The organism is Pseudomonas fluorescens Q2-87, assembly GCF_000281895.1.
Lineage (GTDB): Bacteria > Pseudomonadota > Gammaproteobacteria > Pseudomonadales > Pseudomonadaceae > Aquipseudomonas > Aquipseudomonas fluorescens_S.
On the sequence record NZ_CM001558.1, the window covers coordinates 6203684 to 6224772 of the forward strand.

The 21089-nt window shown below is 57.8% G+C and carries 20 protein-coding genes (1 of these 20 cut by a window edge); 10 read left to right on the plus strand and 10 right to left on the minus strand.

The window, feature by feature from the left end; all coding sequences use genetic code 11:
• Both PFLQ2_RS00660 and PFLQ2_RS00655 read right to left on the minus strand, forming a co-directional pair.
• Positions 1-586: the 5' end (the start) of a CaiB/BaiF CoA transferase family protein gene (locus PFLQ2_RS00660; protein ID WP_003187006.1), read on the minus strand. Its footprint begins 635 nt before the window's first position; only the first 586 of its 1221 coding nucleotides appear in the window; it begins with the start codon at positions 584-586; its stop codon lies beyond the left edge, outside the window.
• Between the two features lie 13 nt (positions 587-599).
• Positions 600-1781, minus strand: coding sequence for an acyl-CoA dehydrogenase (locus tag PFLQ2_RS00655; RefSeq protein WP_003187007.1), 1182 nt, complete (start codon positions 1779-1781; stop codon positions 600-602).
• A 157-nt stretch (positions 1782-1938) separates the two neighbouring features.
• On the opposite strand from PFLQ2_RS00655, the gene PFLQ2_RS00650 reads away from it, so the two are divergent.
• The 10 genes from PFLQ2_RS00650 to PFLQ2_RS00605 all read left to right on the plus strand — a co-directional run bounded on the left by PFLQ2_RS00650 (position 1939) and on the right by PFLQ2_RS00605 (position 11756).
• Positions 1939-2838, plus strand: coding sequence for a LysR family transcriptional regulator (locus tag PFLQ2_RS00650; protein WP_003187008.1), 900 nt, complete (start codon positions 1939-1941; stop codon positions 2836-2838).
• Positions 2839-3269: 431 nt separating this feature from the next.
• The gene (locus tag PFLQ2_RS00645; RefSeq protein ID WP_003187009.1) at positions 3270-4391 is read left to right on the plus strand and encodes a Re/Si-specific NAD(P)(+) transhydrogenase subunit alpha; all 1122 of its coding nucleotides are present in this window, start codon (positions 3270-3272) and stop codon (positions 4389-4391) included.
• A 15-nt stretch (positions 4392-4406) separates the two neighbouring features.
• Complete coding sequence (locus PFLQ2_RS00640) at positions 4407-4730, plus strand: NAD(P) transhydrogenase subunit alpha (protein ID WP_003187010.1); 324 nt, start codon at positions 4407-4409, stop codon at positions 4728-4730.
• The gene (locus PFLQ2_RS00635) at positions 4730-6166 is read left to right on the plus strand and encodes an NAD(P)(+) transhydrogenase (Re/Si-specific) subunit beta (RefSeq protein WP_003187011.1); all 1437 of its coding nucleotides are present in this window, start codon (positions 4730-4732) and stop codon (positions 6164-6166) included. Before PFLQ2_RS00640 ends, PFLQ2_RS00635 begins: the two co-directional genes overlap by 1 nt.
• A gap of 197 nt (positions 6167-6363) precedes the next feature.
• A complete protein-coding gene (locus tag PFLQ2_RS00630; protein ID WP_003187013.1) occupies positions 6364-7857 on the plus strand; it encodes an acetyl-CoA hydrolase/transferase family protein in 1494 nt (497 codons plus the stop codon).
• Between the two features lie 318 nt (positions 7858-8175).
• Complete coding sequence (locus PFLQ2_RS00625; RefSeq protein WP_003187014.1) at positions 8176-8391, plus strand: DUF1127 domain-containing protein; 216 nt, start codon at positions 8176-8178, stop codon at positions 8389-8391.
• 327 nt (positions 8392-8718) lie between these two features.
• On the plus strand, positions 8719-9036 hold the full coding sequence (locus PFLQ2_RS00620; RefSeq protein WP_003187016.1) for a DUF2388 domain-containing protein: 318 nt from the start codon (positions 8719-8721) through the stop codon (positions 9034-9036).
• A 106-nt stretch (positions 9037-9142) separates the two neighbouring features.
• Entirely contained in the window at positions 9143-9451 is a 309-nt protein-coding gene (locus PFLQ2_RS00615) for a DUF2388 domain-containing protein (RefSeq protein ID WP_003187017.1), read from the plus strand.
• A 26-nt stretch (positions 9452-9477) separates the two neighbouring features.
• Positions 9478-9798 (plus strand): DUF2388 domain-containing protein, encoded by a 321-nt coding sequence (locus PFLQ2_RS00610; protein ID WP_003187020.1) that lies wholly within the window; start codon positions 9478-9480, stop codon positions 9796-9798.
• Positions 9795-11756, plus strand: a complete 1962-nt coding sequence (locus PFLQ2_RS00605) for a DUF4105 domain-containing protein (RefSeq protein ID WP_003187022.1) — start codon at positions 9795-9797, stop codon at positions 11754-11756. The genes PFLQ2_RS00610 and PFLQ2_RS00605 overlap by 4 nt, the downstream gene beginning before the upstream one ends.
• Before the next feature lie 100 nt (positions 11757-11856).
• Here the strand turns inward: PFLQ2_RS00605 and PFLQ2_RS00600 are convergent, their stop codons facing one another.
• The 8 genes from PFLQ2_RS00600 to PFLQ2_RS00565 are packed head-to-tail and all read right to left on the minus strand — an operon-like array spanning position 11857 to position 21056.
• Entirely contained in the window at positions 11857-12789 is a 933-nt protein-coding gene (locus PFLQ2_RS00600; protein WP_003187024.1) for a serine/threonine-protein kinase, read from the minus strand.
• Positions 12786-13505 (minus strand): PP2C family protein-serine/threonine phosphatase, encoded by a 720-nt coding sequence (locus PFLQ2_RS00595; RefSeq protein ID WP_003187025.1) that lies wholly within the window; start codon positions 13503-13505, stop codon positions 12786-12788. The genes PFLQ2_RS00600 and PFLQ2_RS00595 overlap by 4 nt, the downstream gene beginning before the upstream one ends.
• Complete coding sequence (gene tssM, locus PFLQ2_RS00590; protein ID WP_003187026.1) at positions 13505-16987, minus strand: type VI secretion system membrane subunit TssM; 3483 nt, start codon at positions 16985-16987, stop codon at positions 13505-13507. Before tssM ends, PFLQ2_RS00595 begins: the two co-directional genes overlap by 1 nt.
• Positions 16988-17000: 13 nt before the next feature.
• Positions 17001-17864 carry a type IVB secretion system protein IcmH/DotU gene (gene icmH, locus PFLQ2_RS00585; RefSeq protein ID WP_003187027.1) on the minus strand — a complete coding sequence of 288 codons (864 nt, stop codon included), beginning with the start codon at positions 17862-17864 and terminating at the stop codon, positions 17001-17003.
• A 5-nt stretch (positions 17865-17869) separates the two neighbouring features.
• Positions 17870-19201, minus strand: coding sequence for a type VI secretion system baseplate subunit TssK (gene tssK / locus PFLQ2_RS00580; protein WP_003187028.1), 1332 nt, complete (start codon positions 19199-19201; stop codon positions 17870-17872).
• On the minus strand, positions 19198-19698 hold the full coding sequence (gene tssJ / locus PFLQ2_RS00575) for a type VI secretion system lipoprotein TssJ (protein WP_003187030.1): 501 nt from the start codon (positions 19696-19698) through the stop codon (positions 19198-19200). Before tssJ ends, tssK begins: the two co-directional genes overlap by 4 nt.
• Before the next feature lie 4 nt (positions 19699-19702).
• Complete coding sequence (tagH, locus tag PFLQ2_RS00570; protein WP_003187031.1) at positions 19703-20896, minus strand: type VI secretion system-associated FHA domain protein TagH; 1194 nt, start codon at positions 20894-20896, stop codon at positions 19703-19705.
• A gap of 19 nt (positions 20897-20915) precedes the next feature.
• Positions 20916-21056 (minus strand): hypothetical protein, encoded by a 141-nt coding sequence (locus PFLQ2_RS00565; protein ID WP_003187032.1) that lies wholly within the window; start codon positions 21054-21056, stop codon positions 20916-20918.
• Positions 21057-21089 lie beyond the last annotated feature (33 nt).

Sequence of the window (21089 nt, forward strand, 5' to 3'; positions counted from 1 at the left end):
GAGCCAGCGCCGCCAGAATGGCGGCAGTCGAATACAGCCCCGTGAGAATATCCGTCAGCGCAACCCCAACCTTGACCGGACCCGCCCCTTCATCACCTTCAGGCCGACCAGTGAGGCTCATCAAGCCCCCCAACCCTTGAATCATAAAGTCATAGCCAGCGCGCTTGGCATAAGGGCCGGTCTGACCAAAACCAGTGATCGAGCAGTAGATCAATTCTGGATTGATTGTCTTCAGCGACTCGTAATCCAACCCATAAGCCGCCAACCCGCCGACTTTGAAATTCTCGATCAGGATGTCGGACTTGGCCGCCAACTCTTTTACCAGACGCTGCCCTTCCGGACGCGTGAAGTCGATGGTGACCGATTGTTTGTTACGGTTGGCCGATAAGTAGTAAGCCGCTTCAGTCGTATTCTCACCACGAGCATCCTTTAAGAAGGGCGGGCCCCAGGCGCGCGTATCGTCACCATTACCGGGACGTTCGACCTTGATGACGTCCGCCCCCAGGTCCGCCAGGATCTGTCCGGCCCACGGCCCTGCCAATACTCTCGATAAATCCAATACCCGCAGATGCGAAAGCGCGCCCATGGCCGTTCTCCTATTAATAGAACGCCTGGATACCCGTTTGCGCACGCCCAAGAATCAGCGCATGTACGTCATGAGTGCCTTCATAAGTGTTCACCACCTCCAGGTTCACGAGATGACGAGCGATGCCGAACTCATCGGAAATACCGTTGCCGCCCAGCATGTCCCGCGCCATGCGCGCGATATCCAAGGACTTGCCGCAGGAGTTGCGCTTCATGATCGAGGTGATCTCAACCGCGGCGGTACCTTCATCTTTCATACGTCCTAGACGCAGACATCCTTGCAAGGCGAGGCAAATTTCTGTCTGCATGTCGGCCAACTTCTTCTGGATCAACTGAGTGGCAGCCAGCGGACGACCGAACTGCTGGCGGTCCAGCGTGTATTGGCGAGCGGTGTGCCAGCAGAACTCAGCGGCACCCAAGGCCCCCCAAGAAATACCATAACGTGCCGAGTTCAAGCAGGTGAACGGCCCCTTCAGACCGCGCACGTCAGGAAAAATGTTTTCTTCCGGAACGAACACGTTGTCCATGACAATCTCGCCCGTGATCGACGCACGCAACCCGACCTTGCCATGGATAGCCGGAGCACTCAGGCCTTTCCAGCCCTTCTCAAGAACGAAACCGCGAATATCACCCGCATCGTCCTTACCCCAAACGACAAATACGTCAGCAATCGGGCTGTTAGTAATCCACATCTTGCTGCCCGTCAGGCTGTAGCCTCCTTCCACTTTGCGCGCACGAGTAATCATCGCGCCCGGGTCAGAACCGTGGTTCGGCTCGGTCAGACCGAAGCAGCCGATCCACTCGCCCGATGCCAGCTTCGGCAAGTACTTCTGTTTTTGCGCCTCGGTGCCGAATTCATTGATCGGTACCATGACCAGCGAGGATTGCACGCTCATCATCGAACGGTAGCCGGAATCGACACGCTCCACTTCTCGAGCGATCAAGCCATAGCTGACGTAGTTCAGCCCACTACCGCCGTACTGCTCGGGAATGGTTGCCCCCAGGAGTCCGACTTCACCCATCTCACGGAAGATCGCCGGGTCGGTTTTTTCATGGCGGAACGCCTCCAGCACCCGTGGCGCGAGCTTTTGCTGGGCGAATTGCTCGGCAGTGTCGCGGATCATGCGTTCTTCTTCAGTGAGCTGCTGATCCAGCAACAATGGGTCGATCCAATTGAAGCTCGCTTTACCGGCCATGAAAGAGTCCTCACCAATTGAATGAATAATCGTGGATTGATCCTAGGCTCCGTTTCCTACAAGGGCAAACGAGGATTCCGCATGCTGTTGTGCTAATTTCTCACTCCGAAAGTGCCTAAAACGCCGTTTATATCGATGACGAGTGAGGTAGCCGTACATGCGTCGCAAAATTCCCAGCACTGCCGCCCTGATCAGTTTCGAGGCTGCTGCACGCCACGAGAGCTTTACCAAGGCCGCGCAAGAGCTGTCTCTAACGCAAGGTGCGGTCTGCCGGCAAATCGCCAGCCTGGAAGACTTCCTAAGCGTGGAGCTTTTCCGTCGCTCACGTCGCGGCGTCAAGCTGACCGAAGCGGGCCTTTCCTACAGTCGCCGGGTTGCCACTCAACTGGACGCCGTCGAACGTGACACGCTTTCGGTGATGGGACACACCGGCGCGAACGTAATTGAACTGGCGGTGGTGCCGACGTTTGGCACCCAATGGCTGCTACCGCGCCTGAAGGACTTCCAGCAGCGACATCCGGAAGTGATCGTCAACCTGACCAACCGCACGCGTCCGTTTCTGTTTGCAGACACGGACTTCGACGCCGCCATCTATTTCGGAGATGCGGATTGGTCCGGTACCGAATCCCACAAATTGATGGGAGAAAATCCGATGCCGGTATGCAGCCCAGCTTTATTAGACGGTCGTGACGGCCTGTCGCCAGAAGCCATTGCCGAAATGCCCTTGCTTCAGCAGACCACACGCCCCTATGCGTGGCGCCAATGGTTCAACTCACAAAACCTGAACATCGCGCGCGACCTGACAGGACCACGTTATGAACTATTCTCAATGCTTGCCCAAGCAGCGATGCACGACATGGGGATTGCCTTGATCCCGCCATTCCTGATCCAACGCGAGTTGGCGGAAAAACGCTTGGTGGTTGCCAACAGCAACGCCCTGTCGAGCATTAAGGCTTACTACCTGATGATTCCAGAACGAAAAGTCGAATCCGCATCACTGAAAGCCTTTCGTGATTGGCTGGTGGAACAGGCGAGAAGTTATCACCTTGATAAATAAGGCTATTATGGGCTTTGAAATAGGTAGTAGAACATCCGACAACCCTACAGATATAAATATTTGTCGCATTTTTTGGAACTGTTTATGACTCAGTACAATCGTCCCAAACCGTTGAGCTACGTGGCTTTGAGCCATAACGAACCGCTCATAAGGCCTCATTCATCTTAGCGATGGGATAATTTTCGGTTGGACTGCGTAGATCCTTTTAAATCAAGGCCTGCAAGGGACTTCATCTGTCGGTTGCGACATTCGGTCACAGGGTGACTTGTAGTTAATTTTCCGTCACACGTCATAATCCCTTGAAGGGCTGAATTTTCGCCTGCAAAATGCCGCGCCCCGCCTGTCTCGGCGGGATCGTGCTGATCGGCCGCCCCAGTCGCACCATCCGAAGTGCCTGGGTTTACTCAATAAGATCACGCAGGAGATTTGACGTGCACATTGGTGTTCCCCTCGAAACCCAAACGGGTGAAACACGGGTTGCTGCTACCCCGGAAACCATCAAGAAGCTGATCGGCCAAGGCCATAAAGTCACTGTCCAAAGCGGCGCCGGTATTAAAGCCAGCGTTATCGACAGTGCCTACGAAGCAGCGGGCGCAACCATTGGCAGCGCCAGCGAGGCGTTCGGCGCCGAGTTGATCCTCAAGGTGGTCGCCCCCAGCGACAGCGAGCTGACGCTGATCAAGAGTGGCACCGTTCTGGTGGGCATGCTCAACCCGTTCAACAACGAAACCATCGGCAAGCTGGCCGAACGCGGCATTACCGCGTTCGCCCTCGAGGCCGCACCACGCACCTCCCGCGCACAGAGCCTGGACGTGCTGTCATCCCAAGCGAACATCGCCGGCTATAAGGCCGTGCTGCTGGCCGCCCATCACTACCCACGCTTCATGCCGATGCTGATGACTGCCGCAGGCACCGTGAAAGCGGCGCGCGTGCTGATTCTCGGCGCCGGTGTGGCCGGGCTGCAGGCGATTGCGACGGCCAAGCGCCTGGGCGCGGTGATCGAGGCTTCGGACGTGCGTCCTGCGGTAAAAGAGCAAATCGAATCCCTTGGCGCCAAGTTCGTCGACGTGCCTTATGAAACCGATGAAGAGCGTGAATGCGCCGTCGGCGTCGGCGGTTACGCCCGGCCCATGCCTGCCAGCTGGATGCAGCGCCAGGCCCAGGCCGTGCACGAGCGCGCCAAACAGGCTGACATCGTCATCACCACCGCGCTGATTCCGGGCCGCAAGGCACCGACGCTGCTGAGTGCCGAAACCGTCGCGCAGATGAAACCTGGCTCGGTGGTCGTCGATCTCGCAGCGGCCCAAGGCGGCAACTGCCCGCTGACCGTGGCTGATCAGGTCGTGATCGAAAATGGCGTGACCATTTGCGGCCCGACCAATCTGGCCGGCGAAGTCGCGGCCGACGCTTCGGCGCTATACGCCCGCAACCTGCTGGACTTCCTGAAGCTGGTCTTCACCAAGGAAGGTCAGTTCGACGTGAACCTGGAAGACGACATCGTCGCCGCGTGCCTGATGTGCCGCGACGGCCAAGTCATCCGTAAAAACGCCTAAGCAGGGATTCAGACAATGGAAGAGCTTATCTCCCCCGGTATCTACAACCTGATCATCTTTGTGCTGGCAATTTATGTCGGTTACCACGTGGTCTGGAACGTAACGCCTGCACTGCACACACCGTTGATGGCGGTGACCAATGCCATTTCGGCGATCGTGATCGTCGGCGCCATGCTGGCCGCCGCGCTGACCGTGACGCCGCTGGGCAAAACCATGGGCACACTCGCCGTGGCCCTGGCCGCCGTGAACGTGTTCGGCGGCTTCCTGGTGACGCGCCGCATGCTTGAGATGTTCAAGAAAAAAGCCCCGAAAGCCGTAAAAGAAGAGGCGCCCAAGTAATGAGCATGAACCTGGTAACGACGCTCTACCTGATCGCGTCCATCTGTTTCATCCAGGCCCTCAAAGGCCTGTCGCACCCCACCACATCGCGCCGTGGCAACCTGTTCGGCATGCTCGGCATGGCGCTGGCGGTGCTCACTACCGTGGGCCTCATCTATAAGCTGGGTGCTGAGCTTGCGACCGCCGGTATCGGCTACGTCATCGTCGGCCTGCTAGTCGGCGGCACCGCCGGCTCGATCATGGCCAAGCGCGTCGAGATGACCAAGATGCCGGAGCTGGTGGCGTTCATGCACAGCATGATCGGCCTGGCGGCGGTGTTCATTGCCATCGCGGCAGTGGTTGAGCCGCAATCCCTGGGCATCGTCAAGCAGCTGGGCGATTCGATTCCGGCCGGCAACCGTCTGGAGCTGTTCCTCGGGGCAGCGATCGGTGCGATCACCTTCTCCGGTTCGGTGATCGCGTTTGGCAAGCTGTCGGGCAAGTACAAGTTCCGCCTGTTCCAAGGCGCACCCGTACAGTTCGGTGGTCAACACAAGCTCAACCTGATCCTCGGCCTGGCAACCCTGGGCCTGGGCCTGGCATTCATGCTCACCGGCAATCTCAGCGCCTTCGCCTTGATGTTGGCCCTGGCGTTCGTGCTGGGCGTGCTGATCATCATCCCGATTGGCGGCGCCGATATGCCCGTCGTTGTGTCGATGCTCAACAGCTATTCGGGCTGGGCTGCAGCGGGTATCGGGTTCTCGCTGAACAACTCGATGCTGATCATTGCCGGCTCGTTGGTAGGCTCAAGCGGTGCGATCCTGTCGTACATCATGTGTAAGGCGATGAACCGTTCGTTCTTCAACGTGCTGCTTGGCGGTTTCGGCAACACAGCGGATGCCGCTGGCCCGGCAGGTTCCAAGGAAGCCCGTCCGGTTAAATCCGGTTCCGCTGACGATGCGACCTTCCTGCTGACCAACGCCGACACCGTGATCATCGTGCCGGGCTACGGCCTGGCGGTGGCGCGGGCACAGCATGCGCTCAAGGAGCTGACCGAAAAACTGACCCACCATGGCGTGACCGTGAAATACGCGATCCACCCGGTGGCCGGGCGCATGCCGGGGCACATGAACGTATTGCTGGCCGAGGCCGAAGTGCCTTACGACCAGGTGTTCGAGATGGAGGACATCAACTCCGAGTTCGGCCAGGCCGACGTGGTGTTGGTGCTCGGTGCCAACGACGTGGTCAACCCCGCAGCGAAGAACGATCCGAAGTCGCCGATTGCCGGCATGCCGATCCTCGAGGCTTTCAAGGCCAAGACCATCATCGTCAACAAGCGCTCGATGGCCAGCGGTTACGCCGGCCTGGACAACGAGCTGTTCTATCTCGACAAGACCATGATGGTGTTCGGTGACGCCAAGAAGGTCATCGAAGACATGGTCAAAGCGGTGGAATAATCCTCACCGTTTCGCCAAAACGCCCCGACTTGTCGGGGCGTTTTGATTTGTATCAAGGCCCAGCGTTACGGATCCTGTAAAGATGTTTTGCCTGAAACCCCCGTAATAGACGCCTGAAATGCGACTTTTGTAGCGGGTCGGGTACCGCGCGAATTCACTAGACTGCGCATCCTGCTTCCAGCCCGAGATAACCACCTATGTACCGTGATCGCATCCGTCTGCCTTCGTTGTGGGAAAAAGTGACGAGCGCTGCTGAGGCAGCCTTGTTGATTCAGGACGGCATGACTGTCGGCATGAGCGGTTTCACCCGAGCCGGTGAGGCGAAAGCGGTTCCTCACGCCCTGGCCGAGCGTGCCAAGGTCACTCCGCTGAAAATCAACCTGATGACCGGCGCGAGCCTGGGTAACGACCTGGACAAGGAACTCACCGAAGCCGGTGTGCTGGCGCGTCGCATGCCTTTTCAGGTCGACAGCACGTTACGCAAGGCGATCAACGCAGGCGAAGTGATGTTCATCGACCAGCATCTCTCGGAAACCGTCGAGCAACTGCGCAACGGCCAGCTCAAGCTGCCCGACATTGCCGTGATCGAAGCAGTCGCCATTACCGAGCAAGGGCACATTGTGCCGACCACTTCGGTGGGCAACTCCGCCAGTTTCGCGATCTTCGCCCGGCAAGTGATTATTGAAATCAACATGGCGCACAATCCGAATCTGGAAGGGCTGCACGACATCTATATCCCGACCTACCGCCCCACGCGCACGCCTATTCCTCTGGTAAAAGTCGATGACCGTATCGGCAGCACGGCGATTGCGATCCCACCGGAAAAGATCGCCGCCATTGTCATTACCAACCAACCGGATTCGCCTTCGACCGTCATACCACCAGACAGCGATACGCAGGCCATTGCCGATCACTTGATCGACTTCTTAAAGCAGGAAGTGGCAGCCGGGCGCATGACCAACAAACTCGGCCCGTTGCAGGCCGGTATTGGCAACATCGCCAATGCGGTGATGTGCGGGCTGATCGATTCGCCGTTCGAAGATCTGACCATGTATTCCGAGGTCTTGCAGGACTCAACGTTTGATCTGATTGATGCCGGCAAGCTGAGCTTCGCTTCAGGCAGCTCCATTACCTTGTCGAGTCGACGCAACGCCGACGTGTTTGGAAACTTGGAGAAGTACAAGGACAAACTGGTCCTGCGCCCGCAGGAAATTTCCAACCATCCCGAGGTCGTGCGCCGGCTTGGCATCATCGGCATCAACACCGCGCTTGAGTTCGATCTGTACGGCAACGTCAACTCCACTCATGTCTGCGGCACGCGCATGATGAATGGCATCGGCGGCTCGGGGGACTTTGCCCGCAACGCGCATCTGGCGATTTTCGTGACCAAGTCGATCGCCAAGGGTGGCGCGATTTCCAGCGTCGTGCCGATGGTCAGCCATGTGGATCATACCGAGCATGACGTCGACATCCTGGTGACCGAAATCGGCCTGGCCGACTTGCGAGGCCTTGCGCCAAGGGAGCGGGCCCGTGTGGTCATCGACAATTGCGTGCATCCGTCGTACCGCCAGGCGCTGAATGATTACTTCGAAGCTGCGTGCGCTTTAGGTGGGCATACGCCACATATCTTGCGTCATGCACTGAGCTGGCACCTGAACCTGGAAGAAACCGGGCGGATGTTGGCGGTTTGATACAGCTGGATCAGCTGTTGTGTAGATACAGTTTTTGTCAGCCGCTCTCCCAGAATGAATCCTGACAAAAACTGTACTGCTGTACCGGTTGTTTTCGACTGTCTTTTCGGACGAACTCTTATTAAAACGCCAAATACGCACCAAATCAGTGCGTATAGGTACAGTTGCCTCAATATTGACCAGCACACCGCTGTTTAACAGTTAACTGGTCTCTCACAATACAAGTGAACTGTATCTAGAGAGACTGGCCAAACCAGAGGATCATGGGCACCAGTTAAACCACTACCTAATCCCGCCACAAGCGGAAGGATGTCAACCATGGAACGTACACTCAGTTCCGAGCTGTTTTTCGAAGATAAAGCTGAAAAAAACCAGGCTTCCCTGCCTCTTCGCGTTATCGCTAACCTGATGTTGTGGCAGCGCCGCATCGCCAGCCGCCACCAGTTGGCTCGTCTGGATTCGCGCCTGCTGGCCGACGCCGGTATCAGCGAAGCACAACGCTACGAAGAGCTGAGCAAGCCGTTCTGGCGCTAACTTAGCGTCGCTGGCCCTGACCCACCGGGTCCACCGCCAGCACCGAATTGAACAAACAAGACCCGTCGCGGGTAACCGCGACGGGTCTTGTCGTTTCAGGGTTTGATTCTCGAAAATGGGCTGGAAATTACAGTTTAAGAAAATAGTTAAGATGACCAGTACAGTTTCGTCATTGGCATTTGCATGCGCACACGGATCATTGGTAAAAGCTGTCAGCCGAAGCGTTCTGCCCTAATATCAATGCAAACGTGGCGAAGCGAATCGAGGATGCGTCTCTTCTACCAGCTACCTGCGCCACAGGCCCCCTTACGTTAAAGGAGTTTCACCATGACCCGTCTCCGTCTGCTCAGCGCAACGGCCCTGTTGGCTTTGGCCGCTCACGCCAACGCCAGCAGCTTTATCGTTACCACCGACTCCATCGTCGGCGCTCTCAAGGCCACATCCGATGCGAGCTCCGACGCAACCTCATCGCTGCGGGACAACAAAATCGTTCAGGCCGCCCGCGATGACGCCGCCAGCTTCGTCGCCAGCGAAGGTGCCATTCGCGGCGTGAAACTGGAAAGCGCCCTGGATTACATCCGCCAACAGGCACCCCAGCTGAACGCCACCGATGCGCAGTTGGCCCAGGCAATTCTGGTTATCTGATGCAACATGAAACATCGGGCACCATAAGGTGTTCCGGTGTTTCAGCGCTGGCTCTGGACCGAGGGTTTGCGCTAGCCTTCAGGCTCACTATCAACCGTCGAGCCCCATGCGTTTTTACTCACATCTGCCCATCGTTTTTTCATTTGCAGCGTTTTGCTGGTCCATCACGGCCCAAGCCTTCGATGTGTCTACCCAGCAGGTGGTCGTCAGCGGCTATGCCACGAGCATGGTGACCTCCGCGCCCTTCGACCATAAAATGATCGTCGCCGCTCGCGATGATGCCGCGGCATTCATCGCCAGTGACGGACAGCTGCGAGGTGCACAGCTGGAATCGGCCTTGGATTACCTGCGGCGGACCCAGCCGAAACTTCATGTCAGCGACCTTGAACTGGCACAGGCAATTCTCGTCCAATAGTTATCTTTATTTTCCGGAGTCGTTCCATGCGTAGCCCGCTGATTGCTGCCGCCCTAGGCCTGCTGGTATTGGCCGATGTGGCCCAGGCACATACCCTGGTAGCCACCAGTAACATCATCGTTCGCGCTTCCCAGCGCACGATTGATTTCACTTCCGACACCACCACATCCATCCGTGATTCCAAAATCGTGCGTGAAGCCCACGACGACGCGGCCAGTTTCGTCGCCAGTAACGGTGAAATCCGCGGGGCTCACCTCGAAGCAGCCTTCGACACCTTGCGCACCCGCGTGCCGGAAGCCCGCGATGCCAGTGACCAGGTTCTCGCCGAAGCCATCCTCGCATTGTGAGGCGGCTCGCCGCCTGGCTGGCGGCCGGGGTGTTGTTGCTCACCGGCAGCATTGCCCAGGCCGGCCTGCGACTACACCTTAACGCCGAGGGGCTGAGCCCCGCGCAACAGCAGGCCAGCCAGGCGCTTCTCGACGAAGCCATGCAGGCGCTGCCGCCACGCTTCGTCGAGCAGTTGGACCGGCGCATCGACGTCGGCTGGACCGACCAGATGCCCGCCAACGCCTACGGCCAGGCCTCGCTGGTTTCGCAACTGGACCTCAATCGCAACCTGCTGGACAGCCTTGCCGACGGCACCGCTGCAACGCAGAAAACCCATCGTCCCCACGGCACCGTGCGGCGTGAAATGCTCGCCACGGTCCTTCACGAACTCACCCACATCTATGATCGCTCGCGCTTATGGCCGGACGCTGAGCGCGCGCTGATCCAACGCTGCACCCGACGCAACAGCAGCGCCGGGCTGATCGGCCTCCCGGACGAATGCCGGGGCCAGAACGACCGCCGCTTCACCCTCAGCGATGACCCGCGCCTGCTGGACCTGGCCGGCTGGCCGCAATACGTTGGCCGTCGCGGTGAGCGCGAACAACATAACCGCCAAGTCGCCCGCAGCCCGGATCTCTACGAAACGAGCAGCCCCAAGGAGTTCGTTGCGGTCAACATGGAGTACTTCCTCCTGGACCCGAGCTACGCCTGCCGAAGGCCCGCGCTGTATCGCTATTACCAGGAACACTTCGGCTGGGCTCCCCCAGCCAAGGACACCTGCGCCAAATCGTTCGCCTTCCTCAATGCCGGTAACGATTTCGCCAAGACTCCACTGGGCAAGGTTGATCCGGAACGGGTCTACGCCATCGATTACCTGTTGGCCGAGGCAAACCAGAACTGGGTCAGCCGCTGGGGCCACAGCATGCTCCGCCTGGTGATCTGCGCACCGGGCCGCCCGCGTGGCCCGGACTGCCGACTGGACCTGGACCAACACTTGGTGCTGTCGTACCGCGCCTTCGTCGGCGACGTGCAGCTGTCGAGCTGGGACGGGCTGGTGGGCAAATACCCGTCGCGCCTGTTCGTACTGCCGCTGGCCCAGGTGATCGATGAATACACCAAGACCGAACTGCGCAGCCTGGCCTCGGTGCCGCTGAACCTGTCGCGCACCGAGATCGAGGAGACGGTCGAGCACGCCGCCGAAATGCACTGGAGCTACGATGGCAGCTATTACTTTCTGTCCAACAACTGCGCCGTCGAAAGCCTGAAGCTGCTACGCAGCGGCAGCAACAACGACCAGCTCAAAGGCCTGGACAGCATCATGCCCAACGGTCTGCTGGAGGTGCTCAAGGGCCGGGGCCTGGCAGACACAAGCGTGCTGGACGATCCCAAGGAAGCCTTGCGCCTGGGCTACCGCTTCGACTCATTCCGCGACCGGTACCAGGCGATGTTCGACGTGCTGAAAAAGCGCCTGCCGATCAAGCAACAGACCGTGGAAGACTGGCTGGCCCTGGACCCCGCCGAGCGCCGCGTGTGGTTTGCACAGGCCGACCTGCGCACCAGCGCAGCGTTGTTGTTGCTGGAACAGGCCAGTTATCGTCGGCAATTGTTGTTGGCCCAGGACGAAGTCAAACAGCGTTACCTCGGTGCCCGCGAATTGCAGAACGGCGGCATGGAACGCGCTAACGCCACGCTGCAGCAGATCCTCGCCAACAGCGGCTTCCTGAGCCGCCCCGCCGAGTTGCTGGGCAGCAGCGGCTACGGGTTGCCACAGCCCAGCGAGTGGCAACGGCTGGAATCGGAAAGCAGCCTGCGTCAGAAACAGCTCCAGACGCTGACAGGCGATCTGGACAAGGAAGTCCGGGCCTTGCTGGAACCGAGCCGCGCCGCTGAGATTGCGGCGAATGAGGAAAACGTGAAAGTAGTTGGCGAGCATTTGCGCACGTTGCACAAGGCGGGTGGCGGGTTGGAGTTGCCCTGATTGGGTGGATGGGTTGGCGGCTTGGGGCGCGAGAGCTTGCTCTCGGTGGGTGGTGAAAGCCGCCCGAAGGCGTATTACCCCTTTTTGCCCACCGACGACATCACCACCAAGAAGATACGCGACCCAAGGCATCGCGCAACTGAGCCATACCGATGACACGCTTTTCCGGATCGAACCCGAGCGCTGAGCGTAGCGCCGTCCAACAGCGTTTGGGCAGGTTGCGCGGCGCCTTGAGTTCGCGCTCCAAGCGCGCGTCGCGGGCCTGAGTCGAAGGTACGCGGCCAAACGGTGGAGTGCCGCACGCTAGTTCATAAAGCAAACAAGCCACGCCATAGACATCGACGCTTGCTGAAAGCGGCGCGCCTTCGAGCAACTCTGGAGCAGCGTAGCCCGGCGTCCAGGCGTTGAGATATTTTCGGTTCAGATTCGCGAGGTTTTTCCATGGCCCCTTATCAGCGAGGCCCAAACCGAAATCGAACAAGCGCACCCCCTCCTCTCCAAGCATGACATTGCTTGGCTTGATATCGCCGTGCAGTACGCCCCGGCTATGGGCATACACCAGGGCGTCCAGCAGAGACACGGCAACGGGTCTAAGTTCCTGCCAAGACATTCCGAATGGCCGTTCGCAGAGCAACTTATCCAGTGTCAGACCGCGCATCAGCTCCATGGTGATGAAAGCCCGTTGATGGACAGGGTCCACCTCAAAGCTGTACGGGCGAAGCACGTTCGGATGATGCAATCGCCGGGTGAGGGCAAACTCGCTATATAACAGCGCGCTGGCGTCCGGTGCTTCGTTAAGTTGCTCATTGAGCATCTTCAGCGCGATGTACGGATCGGGATCACCGTATTGCTCGTGTAACAGATCGCGCGCGCGGTATACAACGCCCATGCCGCCGGCCCCAAGCAAGCGTTCGAGACGATAGCGCCCTGCAAGTATTTCGGGCATTTCGCTGATACTGCACTTGCTAGATGCTGTGGAAGGGGTGGTTCCGACAAAGCTGAAATATGTGGAGTGGCAACCCTCTTCACTCATTGGCGGATAACCACGGCCGTCAGGTTATCCCGAGCCGGGCCACTTAGAACGTCGTCGAAAAGGCGCTCCAAGGCCAGGCTCGGCGACGCCAGACCCAACGCATTGCCAAGGGCTTCCCCGCTGAGGTCTTGGTACAAGCCATCACTGCACAACAAAAACGTATCGCCGGGATGCACATTCAGCTCCAGCACCTCCAGAGTGAGCTCTAGAGCGGCACCTACTGCGCGGGTCAGCGCCTTGGCAGCGGGATGGGTAGCAGCCTCGTTACGACTGATCTGTTGTGTGTCGATCAATTGCTGTTGCAGCGAATGATCTTTAGACAATTGGTATAACCGTCGACCGCGCCACAAGTAACAGCGGCTGTCGCCAGCCCAGACGCATACCCCACGGGAGCCCTCCAGCAGCAAGACCACAACGGTACTGCCGGTAACGCGAGGGTGAACGCCCGTGACGGTGAGCTCCTGACTCAGCCGTCTGTTGGTCCAGCGCAAGCACTGGCGCACCGCTTTCGAACGCTCGCCCAAGTCCCGACAGATCGGTAAGTCCGACAGGTTGGCAACGATCAACTGGCTGGCGATATCGCCGCCCAAATGGCCGCCCATTCCATCGGCGACTGCCCATACGCCTTGTTGCGGGCATTCAAGAAAAGCGTCCTCGTTACCTGACCGAACCTTTCCACGATCGGTCCGTGCAGCGCTGCGCCAGCCCCCGTGCATCAGAGCTGAACCGGCATTCGAAAGGTCCGTAATACACTCATGTCGAAGGGATTCGGCGTGCGTTGGCTCGTCAACAGGTAATTGGCTCGCAGACCACCCAGATCGGCCTTGAGCACACGCACATCGCGCCCTGTCAGGTATTCGGTCTGCATCAGATCAAACAGACGAAACAGCGACCATGGCCCGGTATTCTTTTCGATACCCACGCCTCGTCCGGTCATTTTATCCAGCACCAGAGCAGTTCGACCGTTCTGCGCGTCGTTCGGCCAAGTGAACGCCACTGGCAAGATTGGACCATGACGGTATTCAAGCGTCTTGTCGCCAAAACGGAACTCCGAGCGGCTCACAGTCGGATCCAGTGTGTAAGGCTCAAGCCTGAACTGCACCTGCGGTTCCGCCGGATTTTCCGCGAAAAAGCTTCGGCGAATCGTGTGCATCGCCACCATCTGGTCTAGATAGGCGTTTGAGATCGGCAAGCTTTGGCCGTCGACGTTGCGTAAACGATAGTGCCCCGGAGCGCCACTAACGAAGGGCCGAACGTAGCTTTCGAAAAATTTGTCAGCGATTCCCTGTTCCTTGAAAAACTCTCGGAAATCATTGAGCGCAACATCGCTGGCGCTATGGGCACTGAACGGGTACCGCTTGTTGATCGCCTTGGCATAAAAACTATACAGCTCGCTCTGGTAGCGCTGGCTCAAGTAGCGGTAGGAGTCGTCGAGTACCAAGCGCCAACTGTCTTCGGCCAGCACATTGAACCATGTACTAACCGGACGTGGTAAGCGAGCAGATGCGCTGCGCAGGTTGCTCAGCGCATCGCGCTGACCGTCCATACGACTCCTGGCAAATTCGAAAGCGGCGTGCTGCGGTTCACCGGCTCGGGACAGACTCGCCAGTTGCAATTGCACATCATCAAGTGCTCGCAGCACTTGGAGCAAATCGGCCGTTGGGCCATTGTCCGGTGCAAGCAGCGCATGCAGCGGTTCGAAACGCCGCTGTAAGGATCTCTGCGCAGCCCCTGGCAGACTTTCAGTCAGGGAGCCAGAGGCCTTTTTGGCCACCGCACCGAGTCTTGCAAGGGAATCTGCACCCGCCCCTGCCACTTGGGTGACCTCGTCGATTCGCTCGGCAGTGGCCTTGAATCTGGTATTTTCGCGCACTTGTACCAGCATCTTAAGAATCGGCGAATGTGCTGAGGTCAGCCCCGCAAACTGCACCGCGCCCGCGCTGTTAACCGTTTGCAAGGCTACCCTACCAACCGCTTCGCTCCAGTGGTCGGCATAGTCACGAAAGTAAAGTTGCTCCACTTCGACCATCAGGCGCCGCATATCCATGCCGCTAAGGCCTTCACCTTCACCCAAGACCCAGTCGTCGCGCAGCAATTCGGTGACTATCATCGCCCCCCTGACCGAAAAATACTGTTCATAACCCTGTCTGGTATAAAAACCGGGAATGCCATGGTCGGCGCCGGTCAGCAAAGCGCCCTGCGAACCCAGATGTTGGCTGATTCTATAAAGCGGCAGATGGCTGGCCTGTTCATGCAGCGTTTTATAGACGATGCCAGCCAGGGACTCACTGCGCAGTGCTTCCCGGGCCTGGACCACCAGCGGCTCGTTGAGCGCATGGATAAAGGGTTGCTCCAGCAAACGCGCAAAATGGACATTCAAACCTTCCTGCAATACAGCATTGCCCGCGTAGCGAAGAGACCCGTCTTCAGACATTCGGTCCTTGAGCCACGCGATATCGCGACGGTCTCGCAGGCCCAGCATCAAATATGCGCGCAAGCTATTGAATAACCGCTCACGGTCACTCCAATCATCCCGAATACGCTCTTCCAGCCTCTGCGCGACATAAGGCAATAGCTGTGCTCTCAATTCACGTGCATAAGCATCGTTCACCACAGGACTACTTGTTTCACCCTGGTATAGGCCTGCACGTTCGCGTAGCGGCACCGCCCCGCTGGACGGAAAAACCCGGGTGGCCTCGAAACGGGTATCCAGTGATTCAAGCATCGCAGCCCATTCGTCGCCTGCCATCGGAAGCGATTGCTGCTGATCCCAGCGTTGCGCCAAGGTGCGCAAACTTTCAAGGCGCTCGTGATTGGCCGAAAAACCGTTCGCCAACAACAACCCGAACAAGCCAAGCGTCGTCAGCCCTGCGCCGTACAATGCTCGCTGCCCCCAATGGATACGACGCCGCTCGCGCTGAGCCAGATCAACCAGATCGGCTTCCGGAAAAATTACCCGACTGATCAGATGACGGATGAACCGCGAGCGCCGGCCAGGCTGTGCACCGCTGGTGCGTTGGCTCGCCTTCTTCTGTTCAGGAGAAAAGTTCCTGGTTTTGCCCGCCGGCAATGCACAGGTCAAGTAAAAGCCGCGCAGCGTGCAAACGTTTCCAGTGAACGCCTGCTCGACCAATTGGCACAAATTGGCACCGATCTGCGCCAGTTGCTCAGGGAAATCCAGGATGCTGCCACGGCGCAGCGCGTCGCGTTCCTGATGCAAACGCATGATCGTCTGACTGTTGAGCTGATGCAGCAGGGCCTGGAACTCGGCACGTAAAACGACCACGTCGCTACCACACCGATCCTGGCTGAAACTTGCGCCCAAGACCTGATCGCCTTCCTCATCCGTCAGCGAATCGAAGAACTCATTGAAGCCAGGCACACTGTCAGCTTTGCTCAGAACCAGATAAAGCGGCACTTCAATGTGTAACCTCTGGTGCAGCTCCTGCAAACGGCGACGAATCTGACAGGCCAGCGTAGTGATTTCACTCTCGCTGCCCAGTAACAGAATCTCAGTCGGCACCACCATCAGAACGCCGTTCAAGGGTCGACTGCGGCGTCGCTTGCGCAACAGTTCAAGCAATGCAGTCCATGCACTGCTGTCGACATGACTATCCGCCTGGGTCAGGTAACGCCCGGCGGTATCCACCAGCACGGCGTTTTCGGCAAAATACCAGTCGCAATGACGTGTACCCGATGCGTCGTCGAACACCTTTCGCTCTAGCCCGTTGAGAGGGAACTCCAGGCCCGAGCGATCCAGCAGGCTGGTCTTTCCACTCGCGGGCGGGCCCATTAGCAAATACCACGGCAGATCATTACGCCAGCGTTTGCCACGGCCAGAATAAAGGCTTGAGGATGCCCATGTTCTTAAAGCGGTCTTGAAGCGCGAGCGCACTTCGCGCTGCTCATCGTCCATCAGGGACTGGGGCAGGTTGCGAAGCTGTCCAGCGTCGTTGTTCTGGATGCCTGCGTTCAAACCAACACGCCCGTTGAGGAATACCATACCTAGGCCCCAGCCCAGCATAAGCATGCTGATAGTCAACATCCTTACCGTTGGATTGGCCCAGAACTTGTAGTCATTGAGGGCCAAGAATGGCCCGAGGAACCAGACCTGCAGCGCGATACAAAGGACCAGCAGCAGCGTCCAGGCCCAGGGCTGGCGCAACCAGGCACCGGTTTTCCTGAAAATCGATTTCATGACTCGTCCCTGTTCATGGTATCGCCGGAGCGGTAACCAGCTCTGGCATTAGATAAGGTTGCAGCACGCTTTTGCGTTGGTCGTCCAATACCCAGGCGAAGCTCGAATACATCATTCCCAAACAAACCAGTGTGAAGATCGCCACCGTCCAGGCCGGGACAATGCGAACCGGGTTGTTACGCTTGCCATTGAAACCCTCCCGGCGGGACGACAGCTCTCGAGGGGGATCGCCACGAACTTGACGAATCAACCGATACAGAGCGTCACGCAAACCTTCCAGCTCCAGCACCCCGCGCGGCTCAACCCGATACTTGCCCTCAAAGCCGAGGGATAGGCACAGATACAGCAACTCAAGCACTGACAAATGCTTGATGGGATTTTTCGACAAACGCTCAAGCAATTGGAAAACCTTCTCGCCGCCGAAGGTTTCGTTGTGGAACGTGCTAAGCAGACTGATCTGCGACCAGTCGCTCCGATGGCCCCACGCTGAGGTCGCGACCGCTTCATCGATTACGGTGCACAGCACATAACGGGCCGCAATCAACTGACTGTGTTCAACACCGCCCTGCAAGGCGCGGGCTTCGAACTGCTCCAGACCCCAACTTAATTCTCGCTTGAGAGTATGCAAGTCTTCCCGATCGTGACCGTGCTTGAGCTGCACCACTTGCGACAACAACCCTGACGCAGCTGCTACCAGCGGGTTGGGACTGACACTGAATATCTGACACCGCGGCAGATGCGCGGCATAGACCATCCGCTCTTGCAGCTGCTCCATGCGCGGTGGCGCGGCAGCGTCGGTCACCGGCCCTGACACAGGACGTTGTCCATGATGGTCGAGCAGGACGGTAGTTTCATCCTGAGGATTCTCCATATCCATATCGTTCAGTTCCTGATGGCCCAGAATTTCAAATCAAGCTCGGCGAAGCCTCCGCTTACATGGAATGCAAAACCTGCCGAACGCTTCAGTTGAATCAAGTCATCAGCACTGGGTTCAAGAACGAAATAGGTTTTGCTGGCATGAAATGCAATTTGCCGCGGTGCAACGGGCAAAGGCCGTATCTTGATCCCGGGGAGATGCAAGTTGACTAACTGGCGGATACGCTCCACCGAACCCACCTTGAGATGCGACGGCAATCGATGGCGCAACTCTTCGCCATCGCAATTGGCACTCGCTGCCAAGACGAACGAAGCCGAGTCCAGCAGCGTGAGATCTTGAACCGGAGCGACGATGATTCCGTATTGCCTTGCCTGCAATTGAAGTTCGACAGCGTGCTGTTCGAGCACCATCGACAACACCTGACGGATCGCTTGCATCAGGCTTCGAAAAGACCCGCCCTGGTCACTGTGCTGATAGCGATTGTCGAGCGGTGGGCGTTTATTGTCGCAAGAAAAAGTTGCCAGCTCGCCCAGCAGAATCAGTATCGCTCGGTATAGCGTTTCGGGATGTACCTGCTCCAAATCCAGATAATGGCGAAGCAACAATTCGCTACGGTTGATCAGTTGCAGCATCATGAAATCACCGACCTGCGTACCTCCCGCTTTGCCATGGGAGCAAATCCGCTCGGCGAGGCTATCGCCCCGGTGCGCAAGCATGCCAATCACCTCCTTGAGGCATGACAACAGGTAACTTGATGAGCGTGCCAGGATGAAGGTCGGCACAAAGTCCGGATCGAGCCGGATCACACCGTCCGCCGTGGCGTCGAGCACCTGGCAAAGTTTGAGTTTCACAAACGCATGGTCGCTCTGTTGTTCTCCTAACAGCAGGCGCAAGTCCGGACGGCCACAACTGATCTGGCTCCCTCCGGCCTCTCCGACGTTGGAGTCAGATATCTGCGCATCGTAAGTGGTGTAACGCGCCAGTACATCAGCTTGCTCAGGCCGCCGGGACTCAATGTAATTGCCTGTTACTAATGGCAGAGCCAGGTAGATTGGCGCATTGCGGATAGAGGAAGGTACTTCCAGGGCCAGCGGTTCGGCATTGCCACCCAACTCGAACAGGCTGCCATCTGGCAGGACGCCGCTGGCCTTGCTGACGACAAATTGGCCCATGTTGAGAAATTGCAAATCGATTTCCAGCGCCAGGAAGCCCCAGGTGTAACCGGCCAGCAACCGGGTGCGCACCTTCAATTGGTGATCGAAGTAACGATCGTTGTGTTGCAAATGCTGCGGACGCAACAACATGCCTTCCTTCCAAATGACCTTATCGTGATTCATTGGTCATTTACCTTGAGCATACTTTCAAGCGCCTTGGCGATCCCATCCTGGCCCAGGGTCAGGTTCGCTTTGGTCAACTGTTTGGCTGGTATCGGCAGTGTGTAGCGCCATCGGATGTGTGGCAGGTCACGGTATGCCGCGAGCACGCCAACATAACGACTACCCCCGGCGATACTGAGCCTGAGCTCCGTGGTTTCACCTGGACGCAGCTCCAGCTCTTCGCTGGAAACCAGATCAGGCGACAGGGTTTCTCGCGCACGCTCATACAGGCTGAAGAAGTCTGCATTTTCAAAAGCTACCGGATGCTTGAGTTCAAACAACCGCACTACCACCGGTGATGGCCGTCCATTGAGGTCAAGGTTGAGTTGATCGCTTGCGGTGAGCGTGAGGTTGAGCTTGGTCATCGTCGAAAAGGGCGACAGCGCGGCGCAACCGGCCAACAACATTGCCATGGATACAGCCGTCAGAATCTTTAAAAACATCGTGCAGTGATACATGGGTTCATCCGTGATAGTCGGTTTGCAGGCTGGAAATCAACCGAACCTGCTCTTCATAGGCCTGGGCGAAATCCCGGACCAATAGGCGATCGGTCCAATCCTCGTCCTGACATAGCGCTTGGTGATATCGGCTATAGGCCTTCCAATAGTGGCCGGAGGTGCTGATTAGCGGCTTGTGCTCCCGCTCCAGGCGTAGGATCAACTGTCGAGGGGAAAAGTGTTCCAACGTTGCACGCAAGGTGACGCGACTGGCTGAGAGCAAAGCCACCTGGTGGGCTTGCAGGTCGTGAAATGCACGGGTAATAAGTTGCTCGGCCGATAATGGTGCTGGGTTGGTCGGCAGCAATAGCTTCTGCAGCGCGCTGTCAGCGGATTTCAATGGATTTTCCTGCTCCTCCTGAATGAATGGCTGAGGTAGACGTAATTCGTTTTTCAACTCCGAGCGTGTGCGCAGGCTCTGTTGCACCCCCCTCATGCTTTGCTTGAGCAGCAGCGCGGCGCTGATCGCCAAAGCTTCACGGGCCTCTTGGTCCAAGCTTTCGAGGCTTATCCCCAAGGCGTTACCGAAACGCTGCCAGAAATCCTCGAGGGGGTGGTCGACAGGGTCGAATGACGGGGCTGGCTCCGCCACAGACTCAGCTGGCGCTGCAACCAGCTTTGGCAGTAGGAGGTTTTCCATATCGATGCGAGCGTAATCCGAACTCCCTGGGATGTCCGGTCGTGCAGTAGCCGGATCTATCAACGCATCTATATCCATGCGGACATGCTCGTGTTGTTCCAGAGCCTTCAGCGGATCGAGGTCCAGAAATGCGTCATCCGGAATAAGGCTACCGGCCAACATCGTGCGGTTGGGGTCAACAGGTCTCATTTCAGGCCCGCAGACCAGCCGTGCAAGGATCTCGAAATCACCCATGATGTAGGCGTCTCCGTCCTGTATGCGTACCGGTGCGTCGCTGGGCAGACGTCTTCCACTTTCACGATGGGTCGTCCCATTGCCACTTGTGTCGGTCAGAAAAAATGCGCCCTCCTGGAAGCTGACCTGGGCATGACGTTTGGAAAGCAGTCGCTGGCGGTCAGGGATGATCCAATCACAGTCCTCACCTCTTCCAATGACGCCACCAGCCGGCCCGAAAGTTTTCTTGCACCGCTGCGCAGCAACGAACTGCTTGGCACTGAGCATTTCAAGAACAAGTTCCATTTATTGAAGCTCCTTGTTGTTACTTGCCGCGATTGACCGCCTGTGGATCCCCCAGGGGACGATAATCAATGTCATCGAATTTATAGTTACCGCTGCAACCCATGAGGGCGGACAGCACAATGAACGCCAGCAGAGCGGCTTGCCGGGACAAAACAGGCATCGGAATATCTCCAGGTGTGAACGAGCCAGGCTG

Coding starts and splice junctions, on each gene's coding strand:
- tssK (WP_003187028.1), bottom strand. CDS start 19,201: ATGAATCACGATAAGGTCATTTGGAAGGAAGGCATGTTGTTGCGTCCG.
- PFLQ2_RS00630 (WP_003187013.1), top strand. CDS start 6,364: ATGTACCGTGATCGCATCCGTCTGCCTTCGTTGTGGGAAAAAGTGACG.
- PFLQ2_RS00640 (WP_003187010.1), top strand. CDS start 4,407: ATGGAAGAGCTTATCTCCCCCGGTATCTACAACCTGATCATCTTTGTG.
- PFLQ2_RS00650 (WP_003187008.1), top strand. CDS start 1,939: ATGCGTCGCAAAATTCCCAGCACTGCCGCCCTGATCAGTTTCGAGGCT.
- tagH (WP_003187031.1), bottom strand. CDS start 20,896: ATGGAACTTGTTCTTGAAATGCTCAGTGCCAAGCAGTTCGTTGCTGCG.
- PFLQ2_RS00595 (WP_003187025.1), bottom strand. CDS start 13,505: ATGCACGGGGGCTGGCGCAGCGCTGCACGGACCGATCGTGGAAAGGTT.
- tssJ (WP_003187030.1), bottom strand. CDS start 19,698: ATGTATCACTGCACGATGTTTTTAAAGATTCTGACGGCTGTATCCATG.
- PFLQ2_RS00610 (WP_003187020.1), top strand. CDS start 9,478: ATGCGTAGCCCGCTGATTGCTGCCGCCCTAGGCCTGCTGGTATTGGCC.
- PFLQ2_RS00635 (WP_003187011.1), top strand. CDS start 4,730: ATGAGCATGAACCTGGTAACGACGCTCTACCTGATCGCGTCCATCTGT.
- icmH (WP_003187027.1), bottom strand. CDS start 17,864: ATGGATATGGAGAATCCTCAGGATGAAACTACCGTCCTGCTCGACCAT.
- PFLQ2_RS00565 (WP_003187032.1), bottom strand. CDS start 21,056: ATGCCTGTTTTGTCCCGGCAAGCCGCTCTGCTGGCGTTCATTGTGCTG.
- PFLQ2_RS00625 (WP_003187014.1), top strand. CDS start 8,176: ATGGAACGTACACTCAGTTCCGAGCTGTTTTTCGAAGATAAAGCTGAA.
- tssM (WP_003187026.1), bottom strand. CDS start 16,987: ATGAAATCGATTTTCAGGAAAACCGGTGCCTGGTTGCGCCAGCCCTGG.
- PFLQ2_RS00655 (WP_003187007.1), bottom strand. CDS start 1,781: ATGGCCGGTAAAGCGAGCTTCAATTGGATCGACCCATTGTTGCTGGAT.
- PFLQ2_RS00600 (WP_003187024.1), bottom strand. CDS start 12,789: ATGAGTGAAGAGGGTTGCCACTCCACATATTTCAGCTTTGTCGGAACC.
- PFLQ2_RS00620 (WP_003187016.1), top strand. CDS start 8,719: ATGACCCGTCTCCGTCTGCTCAGCGCAACGGCCCTGTTGGCTTTGGCC.
- PFLQ2_RS00615 (WP_003187017.1), top strand. CDS start 9,143: ATGCGTTTTTACTCACATCTGCCCATCGTTTTTTCATTTGCAGCGTTT.